This window comes from Kaistia defluvii (assembly GCF_040548815.1).
Taxonomy (GTDB): Bacteria; Pseudomonadota; Alphaproteobacteria; order Rhizobiales; family Kaistiaceae; genus Kaistia; species Kaistia defluvii_A.
Map to the genome: position 1 here is coordinate 533698 of NZ_JBEPSM010000001.1, position 17465 is coordinate 551162.

At 66.6% G+C, this 17465-nt stretch carries 16 protein-coding genes; 13 read left to right on the plus strand and 3 right to left on the minus strand.

The window, feature by feature from the left end:
• The first annotated feature begins 147 nt into the window (after positions 1 to 147).
• Positions 148 to 2310, plus strand: coding sequence for a Wzz/FepE/Etk N-terminal domain-containing protein (locus ABIE08_RS02530; protein ID WP_354548512.1), 2163 nt, complete (start codon positions 148 to 150; stop codon positions 2308 to 2310).
• A 4-nt stretch (positions 2311 to 2314) separates the two neighbouring features.
• Positions 2315 to 3376: a glycosyltransferase gene (locus ABIE08_RS02535; protein WP_354548514.1), complete on the plus strand. Its 1062-nt coding sequence runs from the start codon at positions 2315 to 2317 to the stop codon at positions 3374 to 3376.
• On the opposite strand, the gene ABIE08_RS02540 is transcribed toward ABIE08_RS02535, so the two are convergent.
• Positions 3373 to 4443, minus strand: coding sequence for an endo-1,4-beta-xylanase (locus ABIE08_RS02540; protein ID WP_354548516.1), 1071 nt, complete (start codon positions 4441 to 4443; stop codon positions 3373 to 3375). The two genes, ABIE08_RS02535 and ABIE08_RS02540, sit on opposite strands and share 4 nt — an antisense overlap.
• 190 nt (positions 4444 to 4633) lie before the next feature.
• Here ABIE08_RS02540 and ABIE08_RS02545 point away from each other — a divergent pair, with 190 nt between their 5' ends.
• Positions 4634 to 5413 carry a WecB/TagA/CpsF family glycosyltransferase gene (locus ABIE08_RS02545; protein ID WP_354548517.1) on the plus strand — a complete coding sequence of 260 codons (780 nt, stop codon included), beginning with the start codon at positions 4634 to 4636 and terminating at the stop codon, positions 5411 to 5413.
• A gap of 13 nt (positions 5414 to 5426) precedes the next feature.
• Positions 5427 to 6623, plus strand: coding sequence for a glycosyltransferase (locus ABIE08_RS02550; RefSeq protein ID WP_354548519.1), 1197 nt, complete (start codon positions 5427 to 5429; stop codon positions 6621 to 6623).
• Here ABIE08_RS02550 and ABIE08_RS02555 read toward each other — a convergent pair.
• Positions 6620 to 7699: a glycosyltransferase gene (locus ABIE08_RS02555; protein ID WP_354548521.1), complete on the minus strand. Its 1080-nt coding sequence runs from the start codon at positions 7697 to 7699 to the stop codon at positions 6620 to 6622. The two genes, ABIE08_RS02550 and ABIE08_RS02555, sit on opposite strands and share 4 nt — an antisense overlap.
• Before the next feature lie 82 nt (positions 7700 to 7781).
• Between ABIE08_RS02555 and ABIE08_RS02560 the strand changes: the two genes are divergently transcribed.
• The 7 genes from ABIE08_RS02560 (at position 7782) to phnE (ABIE08_RS02590) (ending at position 15337) form a co-directional block, all read left to right on the plus strand.
• Positions 7782 to 9245 carry a glucosamine inositolphosphorylceramide transferase family protein gene (locus tag ABIE08_RS02560; RefSeq protein WP_354548522.1) on the plus strand — a complete coding sequence of 488 codons (1464 nt, stop codon included), beginning with the start codon at positions 7782 to 7784 and terminating at the stop codon, positions 9243 to 9245.
• Between the two features lie 115 nt (positions 9246 to 9360).
• Complete coding sequence (locus ABIE08_RS02565) at positions 9361 to 10557, plus strand: adenosylhomocysteinase (protein WP_354548524.1); 1197 nt, start codon at positions 9361 to 9363, stop codon at positions 10555 to 10557.
• A gap of 46 nt (positions 10558 to 10603) precedes the next feature.
• Entirely contained in the window at positions 10604 to 11386 is a 783-nt protein-coding gene (locus ABIE08_RS02570) for an IclR family transcriptional regulator (protein ID WP_354548526.1), read from the plus strand.
• Positions 11387 to 11642: 256 nt separating this feature from the next.
• Positions 11643 to 12449 (plus strand): phosphonate ABC transporter ATP-binding protein, encoded by an 807-nt coding sequence (gene phnC / locus ABIE08_RS02575; RefSeq protein ID WP_354548528.1) that lies wholly within the window; start codon positions 11643 to 11645, stop codon positions 12447 to 12449.
• A gap of 61 nt (positions 12450 to 12510) precedes the next feature.
• A complete protein-coding gene (gene phnD, locus ABIE08_RS02580) occupies positions 12511 to 13449 on the plus strand; it encodes a phosphonate ABC transporter substrate-binding protein (protein WP_354548529.1) in 939 nt (312 codons plus the stop codon).
• 116 nt (positions 13450 to 13565) lie between these two features.
• Positions 13566 to 14450: a phosphonate ABC transporter, permease protein PhnE gene (gene phnE, locus ABIE08_RS02585; RefSeq protein WP_354548531.1), complete on the plus strand. Its 885-nt coding sequence runs from the start codon at positions 13566 to 13568 to the stop codon at positions 14448 to 14450.
• Positions 14447 to 15337 carry a phosphonate ABC transporter, permease protein PhnE gene (phnE, locus tag ABIE08_RS02590; protein WP_354548533.1) on the plus strand — a complete coding sequence of 297 codons (891 nt, stop codon included), beginning with the start codon at positions 14447 to 14449 and terminating at the stop codon, positions 15335 to 15337. Before phnE (ABIE08_RS02585) ends, phnE (ABIE08_RS02590) begins: the two co-directional genes overlap by 4 nt.
• A gap of 205 nt (positions 15338 to 15542) precedes the next feature.
• Here phnE (ABIE08_RS02590) and phnF read toward each other — a convergent pair whose 3' ends face one another.
• Positions 15543 to 16304, minus strand: a complete 762-nt coding sequence (phnF, locus tag ABIE08_RS02595) for a phosphonate metabolism transcriptional regulator PhnF (protein WP_354548535.1) — start codon at positions 16302 to 16304, stop codon at positions 15543 to 15545.
• Between the two features lie 84 nt (positions 16305 to 16388).
• Here phnF and phnG point away from each other — a divergent pair, with 84 nt between their 5' ends.
• Both phnG and phnH read left to right on the plus strand, forming a co-directional pair.
• A complete protein-coding gene (phnG, locus tag ABIE08_RS02600; protein ID WP_354548537.1) occupies positions 16389 to 16865 on the plus strand; it encodes a phosphonate C-P lyase system protein PhnG in 477 nt (158 codons plus the stop codon).
• Positions 16865 to 17464: a phosphonate C-P lyase system protein PhnH gene (gene phnH / locus ABIE08_RS02605; RefSeq protein WP_354548538.1), complete on the plus strand. Its 600-nt coding sequence runs from the start codon at positions 16865 to 16867 to the stop codon at positions 17462 to 17464. Before phnG ends, phnH begins: the two co-directional genes overlap by 1 nt.
• Position 17465: the final 1 nt, after the last annotated feature.

Genomic DNA, 17465 nt, shown 5'->3' on the forward strand with positions numbered 1-17465 from the left:
CGCGGATGCGCTAAAATTATCGTTTAGATATCCTTAATCGCGCGTCGCCATAGTCGTTTGGCCGGGTGGGCGGACCGGCGACCCGTGAACCATGCGGATTCAGATCTCGTCCGTTGGAAGACAATGGCGGCCAGGGCCAATTTTTCGATGACTCGACCGCCGGAGCTGGCGGCCGAAAGCGGCGGGGTGTTCGACCCTGCCTCGGATTCTATCGATCTCTCGGCCCTGTTCGGATTGCTGCGCCGCCAGTGGCTGCTGATCATCCTGACCACGGCGCTGTTCCTCGGCGCCGGCTTTGCCTATTCCTACCTGGCCGACAAGATCTACCAGGCGACCACGCGCGTCCTGCTCGATCCGCGCGACAAGCAGCTCGTCGGGCCCGAGGTCGTGCGCCCGACCCAGGGCGTCGACCTCAGCTGGATCGAGACGCAGGTCGACCTCGTCACCGCATCGGGCACGCTGCGCAAGGTGGTCGAGCGGGAGAACCTGATCGACGATCCGGAATTCGGCGGCACCGGCAATCCCTCCGACATGGACGCGGTGCTGACATCGCTGGCCCGGCATGTGCGCGCCGAGCGTGGCGCCCAGACCTATGTCATCGACATCATCGTTTCCTCCACGTCGCCGGAAAAGGCGGCCCGCCTGTCGATCGCTGTCGCGGAAGCCTTCATGGCAAGTCTGACGGAGGCGAAGCAGAACGCCGCCCGCCAGGCCAATCTGCTGATCGCGCGGCAGATCGACGATCTCAAGGCCAAGGCGCGCGAGGCGGAAGACCGGGTCGAGGCCTATCGCAAGGAGAACGGCGTCGTCCAGGTCGACGGGCGGCCGGTCGACGAGCAGACGCTGAAGCAGTTGAACGAGGCCAATGTCACGGCGCGGCTGAAGGCGGACGAGGCATCCAGCCGGCTCGCCAAGCTAGACGCGATCGCGCGGACGACCGGCGGCGATCTCGCCTCGGCACTGTCGTCGATTGATTCCCCCGTGCTCGGACGGTTGAAGGTCGAATATGCGATGGCCCTGCGCGAGCAGGCGGAGTTGCAGCAGACGCTGGGCGATCGCCATCCGCGCATGCAGGCGATCGGCGCGGACATCGCGCGAAGCCGCAGCCTGATCACGCAGGAACTGAATACGCTCGTGGCGCGCGCCCGCGTCGACGCCGACCTCGCCAAGTCGCAGGTGGCGAGTTCCGCCGCGGCGCTGGCGGCCGCCACCCGCAAGGTGAACGAGACCAGCGACGCCAGCGTGGCCTTGCGCGATCTCGAAGGCGAGGCGGCCATCCGCCGCGACGTCTACCGCGCCTTCGTCGCCCGCGCCCAGGAGACAGGCCTCCAGGAAAATCTGCAGGTCTCCGACGCGCGCATCATCAGCCCGGCGCAGGTGCCGCTCTATCCCTCGTCACCGCGCAAGAAGATCATCCTGGGACTGGCCGGCATTGGCGGGCTCGGCGTCGGCCTGGCACTGGCGCTCTATCGTGGACGGATGCGGCCGGCCCGGCCGGTGGTGCGGGAGCCGCTTCCCGTCGTCGAGGATCCGGTCCCCCCGCCGGCTGAACCCGTACCCGCCGCGGCTGTGGCGAGCGAGTCTCCGGACGTGCTTGCCGAAATCGGCGTGCCGGGCTCGCTGGCAAGCGGCGATGCGCTGACCGAAGAGGCCGCCGGCGAATTGCTCGGCGGCGTCGCCGTCGACTCCCGTCCTGCCTTCCAGGCGCTCGCGGAGGCCCTGACCCGGCCCGGCGATACCGAAGGCCCGGCCGTGCATGTCCTGTTCGGCACCGCCGCGAGCGGCGCCATCGCCGCCGTGGCTTACGGGCTGGCGCGCGTCATGGCGGAACAATCGGTCGAGACGCTGCTGATTGATGCCAATAGCGGCACCGTGACCACGGGCTCCTCATTGATCGGCCGCGACGTCCACGGCATTCTCGATGTCGACTTCAATCACGCCCAAGCCGACGCCATCGGCAGCCGGCTCGAGGACACCTCGATCGTGCTTCTCCCCGCCGCCAGCGCCCGATTGCGCCATGAGATCGGCTTCCACGGCGATCGCCTGGTCGAGACCATCCGTGATGTCGCGGACGGCTTCGAACGGGTGGTGGTCGATCTCGGGCCATCCTGTCCGCCGGCATTGTTCAACGCGTTGATCGGCATCGCCGACGACGTCGTCATGGTCGTGGACGCGCAGGAGGCAGACTCGCCGGAAATCCGCGCCATGTTCACCGATCTCCGGCATCTGGTGCCGGAATTGCGCGGAATGGTCGCGACACGGGCGACCACGATCGTCGTCGAAACGCCCCCTGCGACGGCAACGGCGTGAAACCATGGCCCAGGCTCCCATTATCTATGTCGATGAGAGCCATCTCGGCCGCTATGTGACGGGGCTGGAGCGGATCACGCTGGAGCTGTTTTCCGCAGCCGCGCTGGCGCCCCTTGCCGTCGAGCCGCTGCGCGCTTCCGGCACGCGCGGCATGATCGTGGCGCAGACCATGCGCCTGCCGGCGCGCCTGGCTTCCAACCGGCGCTCGCTGGCGCTCTGTCCGGGCTTTCCGCCGTCAATTCCCCTGTCGCTGTTTGGCGATCGCGTCATTCCCTATATCCACGACATCTTCCTGCTGACCCGCAAGCAGGATTTGAACTGGCGCGCCCAGACCTACATGGCGCCCGCGTTCCGGTTCGCCTTGCGCCGCCTGCCATGGCTGCTCGTCAACTCCGAGACGACCCGCTCCGAGGTCGCCGCCTTCGCTCGGCCCGACGCCGACATCTCGCTCTATCGCCCCCGCGTGCGCGATGTCTTCGGCATTGCGGATCAGGCGGGCCGGCCTCGCTCCTGGTCAGAGGGCCAGCCGCTCCGGCTGATCGCCATCGGCACGGTCGAGCCGCGCAAGAACCTGCGTGCGGCCGCGGCCATCGTGGCCGCCCTGCAGGCGATCGGCATCGATGCGCAACTCGACATTGTCGGCAGGCTAGGTTGGGGCAATGAGGTCGAGGCGCTGAAGGCGATGCCGCATGTCACGCTGCACGGCTATCAGGAGGCCGATCGGGTGCGCGACCTCATCGCGGCCGCGCATGCGCTGATCACCACGTCGCATGACGAGGGCCTCGGCCTCGCGCCGCTTGAGGCGCAGCATGGCGGTCTCGCGACCATCGCCGCCGACATCAAGGTGTTTTGCGAGGCGCTGGGCGAGTCCGGTCTGCTCGTCGATCCGGCCCGGCCGGATGCGGCGGCCCAGCAGATCCGCGCCCGGCTCATCGACGCCCCGGATGGCCTTGCCGCCGCTGCGTCGCGAGCTCGCGACAATCTCGACCGCTGGAACGCAGCTGCCGACCGGGATCACGCGCAACTGATCGAGCGTCTGGCTGCCAAGCTTGCGGCGCGCGGCTAGATCCGTCGATTCCGAAGGGCTTCGGCGATGGCGTCGGCGGCCGGCTTCGGCCGGAAGGCCGCGTCGAAGGGCAGGGGGCGGGGCAGACGTTTTGCATCTGGATCCGCCTCGCGCGCCGCATGGTCATACCAGCTGGCGGAATCGGCAAGCTGCCAGGTGATCACGGTCTTCACCGCCGGAACCGCGAGAACCGCCTTCAGGAAATCGCGGTAGCGGGCGGCTACGGCCGCATCGCGCGTCGGGATGTCGTCGGGAAGGCTGCTGTCATCGACATCCAGTTCCGTGATCATGATGTTGATCTTGCGCTCGCCAAGCTGATGCAGGAAGTCGGCGAAGCCGGCATCGTCGTAAGGCCGTGCAGGGTCGAGATGGCCCTGCAGCCCCACCGCGTCGAGCCGCACGCCGTCATGCTGGAGACGGTCGACCAGCTTGAGCAGCCCGGCGCGGATCTTCGCGCCGTCTTCGCTCCAGACTTCGGCCATCGCCTCATTGAGCACCAGTCGGGCCTTCGGGTCGGCCGCTTGCGCCCGCTTGAACGCCCGGCTGACATAGTCCTGGCCGAACGCCTGCAGCCAGGGCCCGTCGCGAAACCCGCCATCCAGACCATGGCCCGGCCAGAACGGCTCGTTGACGACGTTCCAGGATGGCAATCGTCCGGCAAAATAGCCGACGGTCTCGTCGATATGCCGGTCGAGCGCCTTCTGCTTCCCGGCCTTGGAGAGGGACATCAGCCATTCTGGTCGGCTTTCGTTCCAGGCCAGCGCGTGGCCATGCACCGGCAGGTTGCCAGTGTCTGCGAACGCCAGGATGGCCTCGGCGTCGCCCGGCAGAAACAGGTTCGCCTCGGGCCGCAGATTGCCGAATATCAGCGCCCAGTCGACGGTGAAGATCCGCGCCTGATGCAGATAGAGCGCCGCCTGGGCGGGGATCTCCATCGTGTCCGCGGCGATCGACGTTCCAAAGGTGATGCCCGACTTTTGTGCGATGGCGCCGAGCGTCTCCTCGTTCGTCTGGGCAAACGCGCGGCTGCCCTGCGACGCGGCGCAGGCCGAGAGGGCGGCACCCATGCGCAGGACATCCCGACGAGAAAATCTCATGAAGTCACCTGTGCCGGCTGCGGTTCCAGTCTTTTTAACCTTCCCAGCTATATCGGTAGCGGACAAGACGTCGTGCGGGTCGCGGGATCGCCGCCGGCACCGCGTCGCCTTCGTGATCCGACAGGCGTTGAAGCACTCGAGAAGATGCGAGCGGACGACCATGGCAAGCCCTGACATCAAGCGATCGGCAGGCCCGGCGGACCTCGTGCGCATCGATGCCGGTCGCGTCAATGTCGCGACGCAGGCCGAGCTGATCGCGCGCGTCATCGCCGATGCGCGGAGCGGCCATGGTGGTTCCGTCTTCACGCTCAATCTCGATCATCTGGTGAAGCTGCGCGATGATGCCGCCTTTCGCGAGGCCTATGCGGCCGCGACCTATGTCACCGCAGACGGCGCGCCGGTTGTCAGCATCGCCCGGCGGCAGGGGATGGCGGTCGATCGCGTCACCGGCGCGGATCTGGTCGTGCCGCTGTGCCAGGCGGCGGCCGAGTCAGGTGTTTCCATACATCTGTTCGGCACCTCCGACACGATCCGCGATGCCGCCGCGGCTGAGCTCCGGGCCGAGATACCGGGGCTGGTGATCGCCGGATCGGAATCGCCGCCGCGCGGCTTCGACCCGAACGGCGCGGAGGCGAGGGCGGCCGCCGACCGGATTGCTGCGTCCGGCGCCGGCATATGCTTCGTCGCGCTCGGCGCGCCGAAGCAGGAATTGTTCGCCCACGCCGCCACGCAGCGCGCCAGCAGTGTCGTCTATATCTGCATCGGCGCCGCGCTCGACTTCATCTCCGGCCACAGCAAACGCGCGCCGGTCGCTTTCCAGCGCACGGGTACGGAATGGGTCTGGCGCTTTCTCCAGGAACCGCGCCGGCTCGGCATGCGCTATGCGGGCTCGATGGCCTATTACATCGCTTATCTGCTAAAGGGCTCGCGTCGCGGCTGAGGAATACCGGGCAATGCAACACCGCCTGACAATGCTGCATCCGATCGATCCGCGCGGCTCCAAGGTCGGCGGTATCGAGACGCATGTTCGCCTGATGTTCGAGCGCCATCCGCCGGATTTCGCCGTGCTGTTGGTCGGCGTCGACGAGCGCGGCGATCTCGAGCTTGGCAAGGTGGTGAAGCTTCCGGTCGGCGACCACACGATCGACTTCCTTCCCGTCGTGCATATCCCCGACAAGGAGATCCACGGCGCGGCCAAGAAGCTGTGGCAATCGGTGACGCTGCGCTTCGCTCTGGGGGCGCTGCGCTATCTGCCGACCATCCGCCGCGCGGGCGCGGGCCCCAGGGCGACGACCGAATTGCAGCGCTTCGAATTCGCGCCGATCGGACGGATGCTCGGTCGCCCCGTCGTGCAGCTCGTGCATGGCGAGGGCAGCCGCAAGGACCAGATGGATTCGCTGATCAAGCGCTTCTGGTACATCAACGCCGTCAACGAGCGCATCGCCTTGCGGCTCGCGAGCCGCATCGTCTGCGTCAACCAGAACATCATCGAGCGCTTCAAGAAGGTGATGCCGCAATTCGTGGCGAAGTCGGAACTGCTGACCGTCTCGGTCGACATGGACCGCTTTGCGCTGGCGCCCTTTCCCGAAGGCGACGTATTTCGGATCGTCTTTGCCGGCCGCCTCGACGCGTTCAAGGACCCACCCCTGATGTTCGAGACGATGCGCCGGCTGCATGACGCTCGGGATGGCCGTTTCGAGTTTCACTATATCGGCACCAGCGATCCGCATCGCTTCGCGGAGTTTGCCGCGATCGAGCCGTTCACGATCCGGCATGGCTTCCAGAATTCCGAAGGCGTCGCGGCGATCATGCGGCAATGCCATGCCGGCGTGCTGACCTCGTTCTTCGAGGGAATGCCCTGCTACCTTCTGGAATCGCTGTCGACCGGTCGCCCCGTAGGGGCGATCCGCCTGCCGCAATTCGATCCGTTGCTTGTGGACGGCGAAAGCGGCTTCCTGGTTGAACGGCCGGCGGATCCGGTCGCCTCGGCGGAGGCGATGACCGCGGGCTTCCTGAAGCTTTGGGACGAGATCCAGTCCGGCCAGCTCGATCCCGCCGCGATCCGCGCCAGGGCGGTTCCGTATTCGACCGAGGTGCAGATGCCGAAGCTGTTCGAGCGTCACCGGCAACTGGCGGCGGCCCGGAGCTAGTCGCCCCGGCCCTCACGCACGATTTCGTCGAGCAAGGCCTGCCAGGCGGCAAAGCCGGCCTCGCTCGAAAACAGCTTTGCCCGGGCGATGCGCGGCGCCGGATCGCCGGGATCGGCAAGAGCCGCATCGATCGCATGCGCCATCGACCGCGTGTCGCCAATTGGAACGATCTTGCCGAACGTGTCGCCCTGGAGGATTTCGCGCGGGCCGGCGCAGGCGGTGGCGACGACGGGCAGCCCGGCACCCAGCGCCTCGACAGCGACCATGCCGAAGGCCTCCGTGCGCGACGGGATCACGCAGAGCCGCGCCTCTGCGTAGAGCGGCGCGGGGTCGGTGTAGCCCACGAGGTTCACTTTCCAGCCGAGGTCATGCTCGCGGATCAACGCTTCCAACGCTCCGCGCTCGGGCCCTTCGCCGGCAATGGTCAGCGTCGCGTGATGGGTCGCGACGCGGGCAAAGGCCTCGATCAGGTCGCCAAAGCCCTTTTCGCGCGACAGCCGGCCGACGGCGACGACGGCGGGCGGTCGCGCCGCCAGGCTCCCTGCGTCGACCTCTGTCGGCGGTAGCGGCACGGGATTGTAGATCCGCACGGTCTTGCCGGCTTCAGCGCCCCAGCGATCGATCATCACGGTTTTCAGCGTCTCCGAGACGCAGACGATCCGGCTGCACAGCTTGGTCAGGATCGGCATGCCGTAATAGGCGGCGGCGCTGAGCTTGCCGGTCCGGTATTCCTGGAACCCGTGGAACGAGACGACCAGCGGCACGCGGCTGCCGGATACCACCTTGGCGAGCGCCAGCTTGGTGGCGTTGCCGGAAAGGGCGGAGAGCGCCACATCCGGCTTGAAATGGCGCAGCAGGCGGGCGAGCCGGGCAATATTGGCCCGGTTGCCGGGCTTTAGGATCTCGAGCCGGACGGCGGGGTCGAGCGGCGTTGCATCGTCGCCCGCGCCATCGACGACGAGCACGACCTCGTCGCCCTGCGACGCGAAATGCGAGGCGAGCAGCGCCCAGACGCGCTCTGCCCCGCCGCCGCCGGCGAGCGAACGCGTGTAAAACAGATACTTACGCTTTGCCATTAGCCTGCTCGTTCCGCGTGCCGGAAATGTATCGTATCGAGCCGTAATGCCGAATGCGCGCCGCGCCAAGGAGAGAGATGCCATGCGGATCGATATCCGGCTCGACCCGGCGGAATTGCGCGGCTGGCAGGTCGAAGTTGTGGCTGGCCTGCGCGCGCTTCCCGAATGCGAATTCAGGATCTCCAAGGGCAGGGCGACCGGCGGCCTGCCGAAATCCGCCGAGACACTGTTCTGGCTGGAGCGCACGCTTTTCCACGCCGAACATGGCGCCCTGGCGACCCACGCTGGCTGGCCCGATCTGCCCATCGCGGAGGGTGACTGGAACCCGGATCTTCGGATCGATCTCTGTGGCGACGACAGCGGGGACGGCGAGGCCGACATCCTGACGATCCGCTGCGACGGCGAGCCGCTGGAAGCGGGGGCGCTGGCGGCGGTGCTCGACGAACGCACGCCCTGTTTCGAGACGGTACTGGCGATCGAGGGGGCCTCGCGGGTTCTTTCCGTCTGGCGGCCGGCGGTCGAGAATCCGCGCAGCGCGACCGCGGCGCTCGGCATGCTGCTCGGCCGCGCCGCCCACATGTTGGTGCATGATGCGGCGCGGCTCGTCGAGGGCATACCGGCCGGCACCCTCGCCGCTGCACCGGTCCCTCCCAAGCGCAACCGTTCGGCGGCAGGCTTCCTTGCCGCGTCGCTGTCTGCCCGTGTGCAGCATCGGATCGAAAGGCAGCTGGGACGCGCGCCGAACTGGTTCGTTGCCTGGCGCGAGAGGACGGGTGGTGACGAATTGCCGGTGATCACCCCGAGCGGTTTTCGCCGGCTCGCCGATGACGGCCAGCGCTTCTATGCCGATCCGTTCCTCTGGGAGCACGACGGCAAGCGCTATCTCTTCGTCGAGGAATTCCCCTATGCGACGGGCAAGGGCGTCCTTTCGCTCAGCGAGATCGACGGCGATGGCAAGATCGATCGGCCGCGCGTGATCTTCGAGACCGATTGCCATCTCTCCTATCCGTTCCTGTTCGAGCATGAGGGCGCTCACTGGATGATCCCGGAGACATCCGCGCGCCGCACCGTCGAGCTCTATCGCGCCGATCCGTTCCCGGATCGCTGGACGCTGCATTCCGTGCTGCTGGAGAATGTCGATCTCGGCGATGCAACCCTGCAGAAGGTCGGCGACATCTGGTGGATGTTCGCCAGCTCGCGGGAGCGCTGGACGTCGAGCTGGGACGCGCTCTCGCTCTATCGCGCGCCGTCACCCTTCGGCCCGTGGGAGCCCCATCCCGGCAATCCGGTGATGGTCGACCTTCATGCCGCGCGCCCCGCCGGGCGTATCCTCGAGATCGGCGGCCGGCTGGTGCGGCCGGTGCAGAATTGCGACGGGCTTTATGGCGCAGCCTTGGGCTTTGCCGAAATCCGCACGCTCACGTCCGAGGCCTATGCGCAGACGCTGTCGGCGATGGTGTTGCCATGGGGCGACAATACTGGCCTGCATACCTTCAATCGCAGCGCGAGCCTGGAAGTGATCGACCTGTTCGGACCGCGCGGCTGAGGCACACGCCACGCGACGGCCTTCCATCGCTGGCGGGCAAAAAGGGTGGGATTGACTCACTCTCGACAAATATGAAAAAGTTTTTCGCATAGGAAATGGATGCGGGAGACGGGACATGGCCGACACCTTGACGGAGAGCGAACGGATCGAGCGCGGCGGCAAGCGGATCAACTGGATTCGTTCGCGCATGCGGCTGCTGGCCGGCGTCCGCGCCGATTTTGAGCGCGACCGGCCCTTCGCAGGCCTTTCCATCGGTGTCTCGTTGCATTTGGAGCCGAAGACGGCGGTACTGCTCGAAGTGCTGCAGGCCGGTGGTGCCGCGATTGTCGGCACCGGCAATCACGGCTCGACCCAGGACGATATCGTCGCGGTGCTCAAGGCCAAGGGCATGCAGCTCTACGGCAAGCGCGACGACGATCTCGACCAGCACCTGAAGAACGTCGCCCAGGTCGTTGCTGCCCGTCCCGACATCCTGCTCGACAATGGCGCCGATCTTGTCGCGCTGGCGATCAAGGCAGGCACCGTGGGTTCGATCCGCGGCGGCACGGAGGAGACGACATCCGGCGGCGACCGCCTGCGCGACGAACTCGCCGGCAAGGTGCCGTTCCCGATCATCGTCATCAACGACAGCCCGTTGAAGCAGATTGCCGAGAACCGCCACGCCGTCGGCCAGTCGATCGTCGAAAGCTTCATGCGGATCACCAATCTGATGATCCCCGGCCGCCGTTTCGTCGTGGTCGGCTATGGCTGGTGCGGACGCGGCATCGCGCAGTATCTGGACGCGCTTGGCGGTCGCGTGGCCGTGGTCGAGACCGATGCGATCAAGGCGCTGGAAGCGGCCCTCGACGGCTATCGGGTTGGAAAGATCGAGGACCTGGCCGGCTGGGGCGAGGTCTTCATTACCGCCACGGGCCGTCCCGGCGTCATCGGCGAAGCGGCGATCGCAAGGATGCGCTCGGGCGCGATCCTCGCCAATTCCGGCCATTTCCCGTGGGAGATTGACGTTGCAGCCCTGCGGACGCAGGCGACCGGCTCGGAACTGGTGGACGACTCGCTGGAACGGATCGAGCTTGCCGATGGCCGGCATGTCGTGCTGGTGGCGGATGGGCGGATGTTCAATCTCGCCGGCCGCGAGCCTAAGGGCAACTCGATCGAATCGATGGATATCGGTTTCATGCTGCAGGCGCTGTCGCTGGCGCGGGTCGCGGGCGACAGCCGCGCAGCGCTGGTCGAGGGCGCCCAGCCGGTTCCCGCCGACATCAACCAGACGATCGCCCGACGCATGGTGGCGGAGATGGGCGTCGACCTGTAGGAGGTCATCCATCCCCCTGCCATCCGCCTTGGAGATGGCCGCAGCCATGGACAGCCAGATGGTCGCCGACACCGGTATCGAGAGCCCGAACTACGGCGTGCCCGCCCTCGACAAGGCGCTCGACATCCTCGAGCTTTTGGCCGGCAGCAAGGAGGGGATGACGCTCGGCGAAATCGCGGCGGCGGTCGACCGCTCGGTCAACCAGATCTACCGCACGCTGGTGACGCTGGAGCGGCGCGGCTATCTGTTCCGCGCGCGGCCGTCCGGGCTCTATTTCCTGTCGCTGATGCTGTTCGAGATCGCCCACCGGCAGGAGCCGATGCGCGGCCTGATCGACATGGCGCTGCCGGCGATGCGCAGCTTGAGCGAGGCGATCGGCCAATCGAGCAATCTGAGCATCCATGATGCCGGGCGGGTCGTCGTCATCGCGCAGATCGACAGCCCGAGCCCGTTTGGATTCCGCGTGCGGGCCGGAGCGACGTTTCCGTTGTTTGAAAGCGCCACCGGCCGGATGTTGATGGCTTTCGAGCCGGAAGCCTTGGCTCGCCCCTGGCTCGATCTGTCCGTTGCCGAGGCGGAGCGCGCGATCATGCTGCGGCGGCTTGCCATCATTCGCGAGCAGGGTTTCGAGGAGGAGCCGGACAGCCTGCAACCCGGCATAACCGATCTCGCCTTCCCGATCTGGAGCCGCGATGGCCGGGTCGTCGCGGCGCTCACCGTGCCCTATGTCGCGACGAGCTACAGCCGGCGGCCGATCGGTGAAGTCCGCGAAGCGGCCCAGGCGGCCGCCGCTGCCGTCAATGCCGCGATCCGGGGCGAGGGCGCCTAGGCGGAGAGCCGCCTGTAATTGCCTCCGACCGTGAGCCGCGCCGTCCGGAGGGAGGTGGGCTGCGCTGCCAGGAATCCCTGACACGAATTCCGTCGGTGGCGTGTCGTCCAGACTGTGTGACGCAACGATGAATGAGCCGGCGAAGTCGATTTCTACTTTGTCTTCGCGCGCTTCGACAGTGGTGCACAGGGTAGGTCGCCTGTCACAAAAGATTTGCTTCGAAAATGCATGATCCGCCCAACGAGGAGATCATTGCATGTTGGTTCTGGACGGCGTCGCACGACACTTCAACAACAAGGCAGCCGTCAGCGACGTCAGCCTGACGATCGGTTCGGGCAGCTTTGTTGGCGTGATCGGACGCTCCGGCGCAGGCAAGTCGACCCTGCTGCGCATGGTCAACCGTCTGGTCGATCCGACCGCCGGCTCGATCCGCTTCGGCGATGTCGACGTCACCAAGCTTCGCGGCAAGGATCTGCGCGACTGGCGCGCCCGCTGCGCCATGATCTTCCAGCAGTTCAACCTGGTCGGCCGCCTCGACGTCCTTACCAACGTGCTGATGGGCCGCCTCAACACCGTCTCTACGCCGCGCTCGCTGCTGCAGCTCTGGAAGGACGAGGATCGCGCCGTGGCGCTTTCGGCGCTGGAGCAGTTCGATATCTCGGCGCTGGCCGCCCAGCGCGCCGACAGCCTTTCCGGTGGCCAGCAGCAGCGTGTGGCGATTGCCCGCGCGCTGGTGCAGGAGCCCGAGATCATTCTGGCCGACGAGCCGATCGCCTCGCTCGACCCGCGCAACACCAAGGTCGTGATGGACGCGCTGCTGCGCATCAATCGCCACTACGGCATCACCGTCATGTGCAACCTGCACTCGCTCGATCTGGCTCGCACCTATTGCGACCGGCTGATCGGCATGTCGGCCGGCCGCGTCGTCTTTGACGGCGTTCCCGAAGAGCTGACCGAGGATGTCGCCCGCGACCTCTACGGCCTCGAGGCCGATGATGTTCTCGATTTCGATCCGGCGGCTGCGCCGGAACGTTTCCGCGGCGCCATCGCCGCCGCGGCCTGATCCCAAGCTCTGCTTCCAAATCGGTGTCGACACGGCACCGCCAAAACCTGGAGACTACCCGATGTTGAACCGTCGTACCCTTATCGGCGCCGCCGTCGCTGGCCTGGCGCTGGCCGGCGTGGCTTCGCCCGCTTTCGCTGACTGGAAGGCCCAGTATCCCGAGCTGACGATCGCCGTCATCCCGGCCGAGAACGCCTCGACCACCGCCGACCGCTACCAGCCGCTGGCCGACTATCTCGGCAAGCAGCTCGGCGTTCCGGTCAAGCTGGCCGTCGCCACCGACTACGCCGCCGTCATCGAGGCGCAGCGCGCCGGCAACGCCCAGATCGCCATGTACGGCCCGGCTTCCTATGCCCGCGCCGTGCTGACCGGCGTCGAGGTCGACCCGGTCGTCGTGCCGCGTCATTCGAACGGCGCCACCGGCTATTATTCGGTGATCTATACGCTCGCCAACGGCCCCTACAAGTCGATCGACGACCTGAAGGGCAAGACGCTGGCGCTGGTCGACTCCAACTCGACCTCGGGCAACAACGCCCCGCGCTTCTTCCTGCATCGCGATGGCAAGGACGTCGACTCGTTCTTCGGCAAGGCGATCTTCGCCGGCAGCCATGACAACGCCGTCCTCGCGCTCGCCCAGGGCACCGTCGACGCCGCGGCCAATTCCTGGAACTCGGAAGACGATTCCAACCTGACCCGCATGATCTCCAAGGGCGTCCTCAAGGATGCCGATGGCAAGCCGATGAAGAAGGAAGACTTCCGCATCGTCTTCAAGACCGACTTCTTGCCGGAAGGTCCGTTCTCGGTGCTGTCGACCCTGCCGGCCGACCTGAAGGCCCAGATCAAGCAGGCTTTCCTCGACATGCCGAAGAACGACGCCAAGGCGTTCGCCGGCCTCTCGGACGGCAAGGACAAGGAATTCGTCGCGATCGAGCCGGCGACGCTCCAGCCGATCATCGACATGGTCAAGTTCAATGACGAGCAGCGCAAGAAGGGCTCCTAAGCTTCTTCCAGCCTTTTCGGGAGGCGGCCGGTTCATCCGGCCGCCTTTTTCGTAACCGGCCGCATGTCGCGGTTGTCCGTCTCTCGGGGCGGACGAAGAACGAGCGGAGACGGCTCTTGGCAACCGCCATTGCAAAGCTTCCGGACCAGCAGGCGGCGGCGCTCAGCCGCGCCTATGCCAGCTCCGTCGCGGCCAAGCGGATGAAGACGCTCGGCGTTCTCGCTGTCCTCGCTGTGCTGATCGTCATCAGCGGCCAGATGGCGGATATCCGCCCGTGGAAGCTGATCACCAATATCGGCAATTTCGGCTCCTTCATCGGCCGCACGCTGCCGACGCTGACCATAGGCAATTTCTTCGCCGACATGGCCAGCTGGTACTGGAATTTCGGCGCCTGGTTCCGGCTGCTGGTCGAGACGATCCTGATCGCCTATCTCGGCACGTTTCTCGGCGGCATTCTGGCCTTCTGCCTCTGCTTCTTCGCCTCGGCCAACCTCGTCCGCAACAAGACGACGCGGTTCGTCGCCCGGCGCTTCCTCGAATTCTGCCGCACCGTTCCCGATATCGTCTTCGCGCTGATCTTCGTCATCGCCTTCGGCCTCGGTCCGATGGCCGGCGTGCTGGCGCTGACGATCCACACGGTCGGCGCGCTCGGCAAGCTGTTCGCCGAGGTGGTCGAGAACATCGACATGAAGCCCGTCGAGGGACTTCAGGCGACCGGCGCCTCCTGGCTGCAGGTCGTGCGCTTTGGCGTGCTGCCGCAGGTCTCGTCCGGCTTCGCCTCCTATGCCCTGCTGCGCTTCGAGATCAATGTGCGCGGCGCGGGCGTCATGGGCTTCGTCGGTGCCGGCGGCATCGGCCAGGAGTTCCTGATCGCCATCCGCAATTTCTACTACACCGACGTCAGCGCCATCCTCCTGATGATCATCGTCACCGTGATCCTGATCGATCTCGGCACCGAACAGGTTCGTCATCGGCTGATCGGCATGGAGCGCATGCGATGAACACGGCTTCCTCTACGATGCCCTCAGGCAAGCGCGCCATTCGCGAAACGGCGCTGGCCGACCTCGACGGCCTCCGACGACGCCACCCCGGCGCCTTCGCCCAGTCGGCGACGCGACGCGTGGTCATGATCGGGCTGCCGCTGGCGATGGTGCTGCTGGCATTCGGCGCCATGGTCTGGCTCGATTTCTCGCTGGTGCGAATCTGGAACGGCCTGCACCGGCTCGGTCAGTTCGCCGTGCTGATGATCCCGCCGGCGCCTGAAGGCCGGTTCATGGCCTTCTCCATCGCGCTCGGCGAAACGCTGGCGATCGCCTTCCTCGGCACGCTGACGGCGGCGATCCTGGCCTTTCCGGTCGCGTTCCTGGCCGCCAAGAACGTCATTCCCAACCCCTTCGTCCATTTCGGCGCGCGCAGGACGTTTGACGTGTTCCGCTCGGTCGACACGCTGATCTGGGCGCTGATGTGGATCAATGTCGTGGGCCTTGGCCCCTTCGCCGGCGCGCTTGCCATCGCCTGCGCCGATTTCGGTGCATTCGGAAAGCTGTTCTCCGAAGCGATCGAGGCGACCGACGGCAAGGCGACCGAGGGCATCGCGGCGTCCGGCGGCAGCAAGGCCCATCAGGTCCGCTTCGGCTTGGTGCCGCAGGTTCTGCCGGTGATCGCGAGCCAGGTGCTCTATTTCTTCGAATCCAATGTCCGCTCGGCGACGATCATCGGCATCGTCGGCGCCGGTGGCGTCGGTGCGTATCTCACCGAACTGATCCGCGTGCTCGAGCTGAAGCAGGTCGCCTTCCTGATCCTGATGATCCTCGTCACCGTCGCGGTTATCGACTTCATCTCGTCCAAGCTGCGCATGGCGGTGATCGGCAAGTCGAAGATGGTTTGAGGGCTGTCCCGAAGGGGCCTGCGTGCTTCGAGACGCCCGCGATGCGGGCTGCTCAGCATGTTGAGTCAGAGGTCTGCTGACAGGTCTTGGCCGTCGCAGGCCTCTTCCTTTTGGAGAAGCTTTCAAACCCAACATGCTGAGGAGCCGCTCGCTGAGCGGCGTCTCGAAGCGCGCACTATCCTCCACCTCTCCCTGAGGCAGCCCCTCAGCTCTCCACCACCAGCTCCGTCCGGTCGGCGGAAAACGCCGCGCGGGTGAACTGGATCGGCGTGCCGGCCGGATCGACATTGATGCTCTCGACCGTCAGGAGCAGGCGACCCGGCGCCAGATCGAGCTTCTGCGCTTCCTCGACGCCGGCCAGCCGCGCCGAGATCCGCGTCTCCAGCCGGCGATAGTCGCCGACGCCGCAGGCTTCCAGCGCCTGGGTCACCGTGCCGACCGCGCGATAGGCATCGACGAGCCCGACAAAGCGGGGCAGGGGGAAATAGGCGTTGCCGAGCGAGATCGGGCTGCCATCGGCCATGCGGACGGTGTCGAGCCGGACAACCGGCGCGCCTTCCGCGATCGCCAGCGCCTTGGCGACGCCGGGATCCGCCACCGTCTCATACGCTTCCAGCAGCTTGCCGCCGGCCTCGCGCCCGGCGCGGGACACGTTTTCCGAGAAGCGGGTGCGTGCGCCGATCGGGTAGGGCAGCGGCCTTGCCTCGACGAAGGTGCCGCGTCCTTGGGTCGCCCGCACGAGGCCGCGCGCCGCAAGCTCGGCGAGGCTCCGCCGCACCGTATGGCGGTTGACCGCGAAGCGGGTGGCGAGCTGGCTTTCCGTCGGCAGCTGCATGCCGGCGCGCAGGCGCTCGCTTCGGATATCCGCCTCGATCTCGTCAGCAATCTGCCGCCAGGCGGCGATGCCGCGGCCGCGGGCCACTTCCGTCACGCCGTTGTCGTCGGCCGGGAGCACTGTGTCTGTCATCAAATCGTCACTGGACCTATTCATGCAGTTGTCTATATCATTAGACAACTCGAATGAGAAGCCTCGTAGGTGATGGATTTGGTCATGCGACATAAAGCGAACGGCGCCAAGCCGGCAACCGACCCCGATATTGCCGCCCGCCAGGCGGTGATGGCGACCTGCACCGGCGCGACGACCGCCGAGCTCGAGCACGCGCTGCAGGGCTTTGGCGAAATACCGCCGGCGAGCGATCTGCGCGGGACGGAAAACGGCCTCGTCATGCTGCGCGGCCGGATGGGCGGCGATGGCCGCGCCTTCAACCTCGGCGAGGCGACGGTCACGCGCGCTGCGGTTCGCCTGGACGATGGTCGCACCGGTTTCGCCTACCAGCTCGGCCGCGATACCGCCAAGGCGCGGATATCAGCCATTCTGGACGCGCTCTGGCAGGGTCCGGAGCGCGCCGCCGTCGAGCGCGTGCTGACGCCGATCCGCGACCGGATCGCCGGGGAAGCCGCCGCCAAGGCCCGCCGCGTCGCCGCGACCCGGGTCAATTTCTTCACCATGGTTCGCGGAGAGGATTGATGTCCGCCCTCGCTATCACCGCCGGTTTTGCCGATCCCGTCATCGAGGCGCAGGCGCATTTCCATGCCCTGATGAACGCGCTGGCTCGCCCCGGTTCGGTCCAGCCTTTCCCGGCAGCCCTCGACGCCCCCGCGCCGCTGACGCCGGAAATCGCCGCCGTCGCGCTGACGCTGGCCGACCATGAGGCGACGCTCTGGCTCGACGAGACGCTCGCCGCCTCGAAGGCGGTCGTCGATTATCTCCGCTTCCATACCGGCGCCCGGCTGGTCGCCAACCCGTCGGAGGCCGCCTTCGCGCTCGTTGCCGACGTGGCGGCGATGCCGACGCTCGCCAGCTTCGCGCAGGGGACCGACGAATATCCCGATCGCTCGACGACCATCGTCGTCGCCGTCGAGACGCTCGCCGCCGGCGGCGATCTCGAGCTTACCGGCCCCGGCATCGAGGATCGCACCCGCTTCGATCTTTCGCCCCGGCCCGCCGGCCTTGCCGTTCAACTCGCCGCCAACCGCGCGAAATTTCCGCGCGGCGTCGATCTGGTTTTCGTCGGCGCCCGCCAAGTCGCGGCGCTGCCGCGCACGACACTCGTTTCGGAGGTCTGAT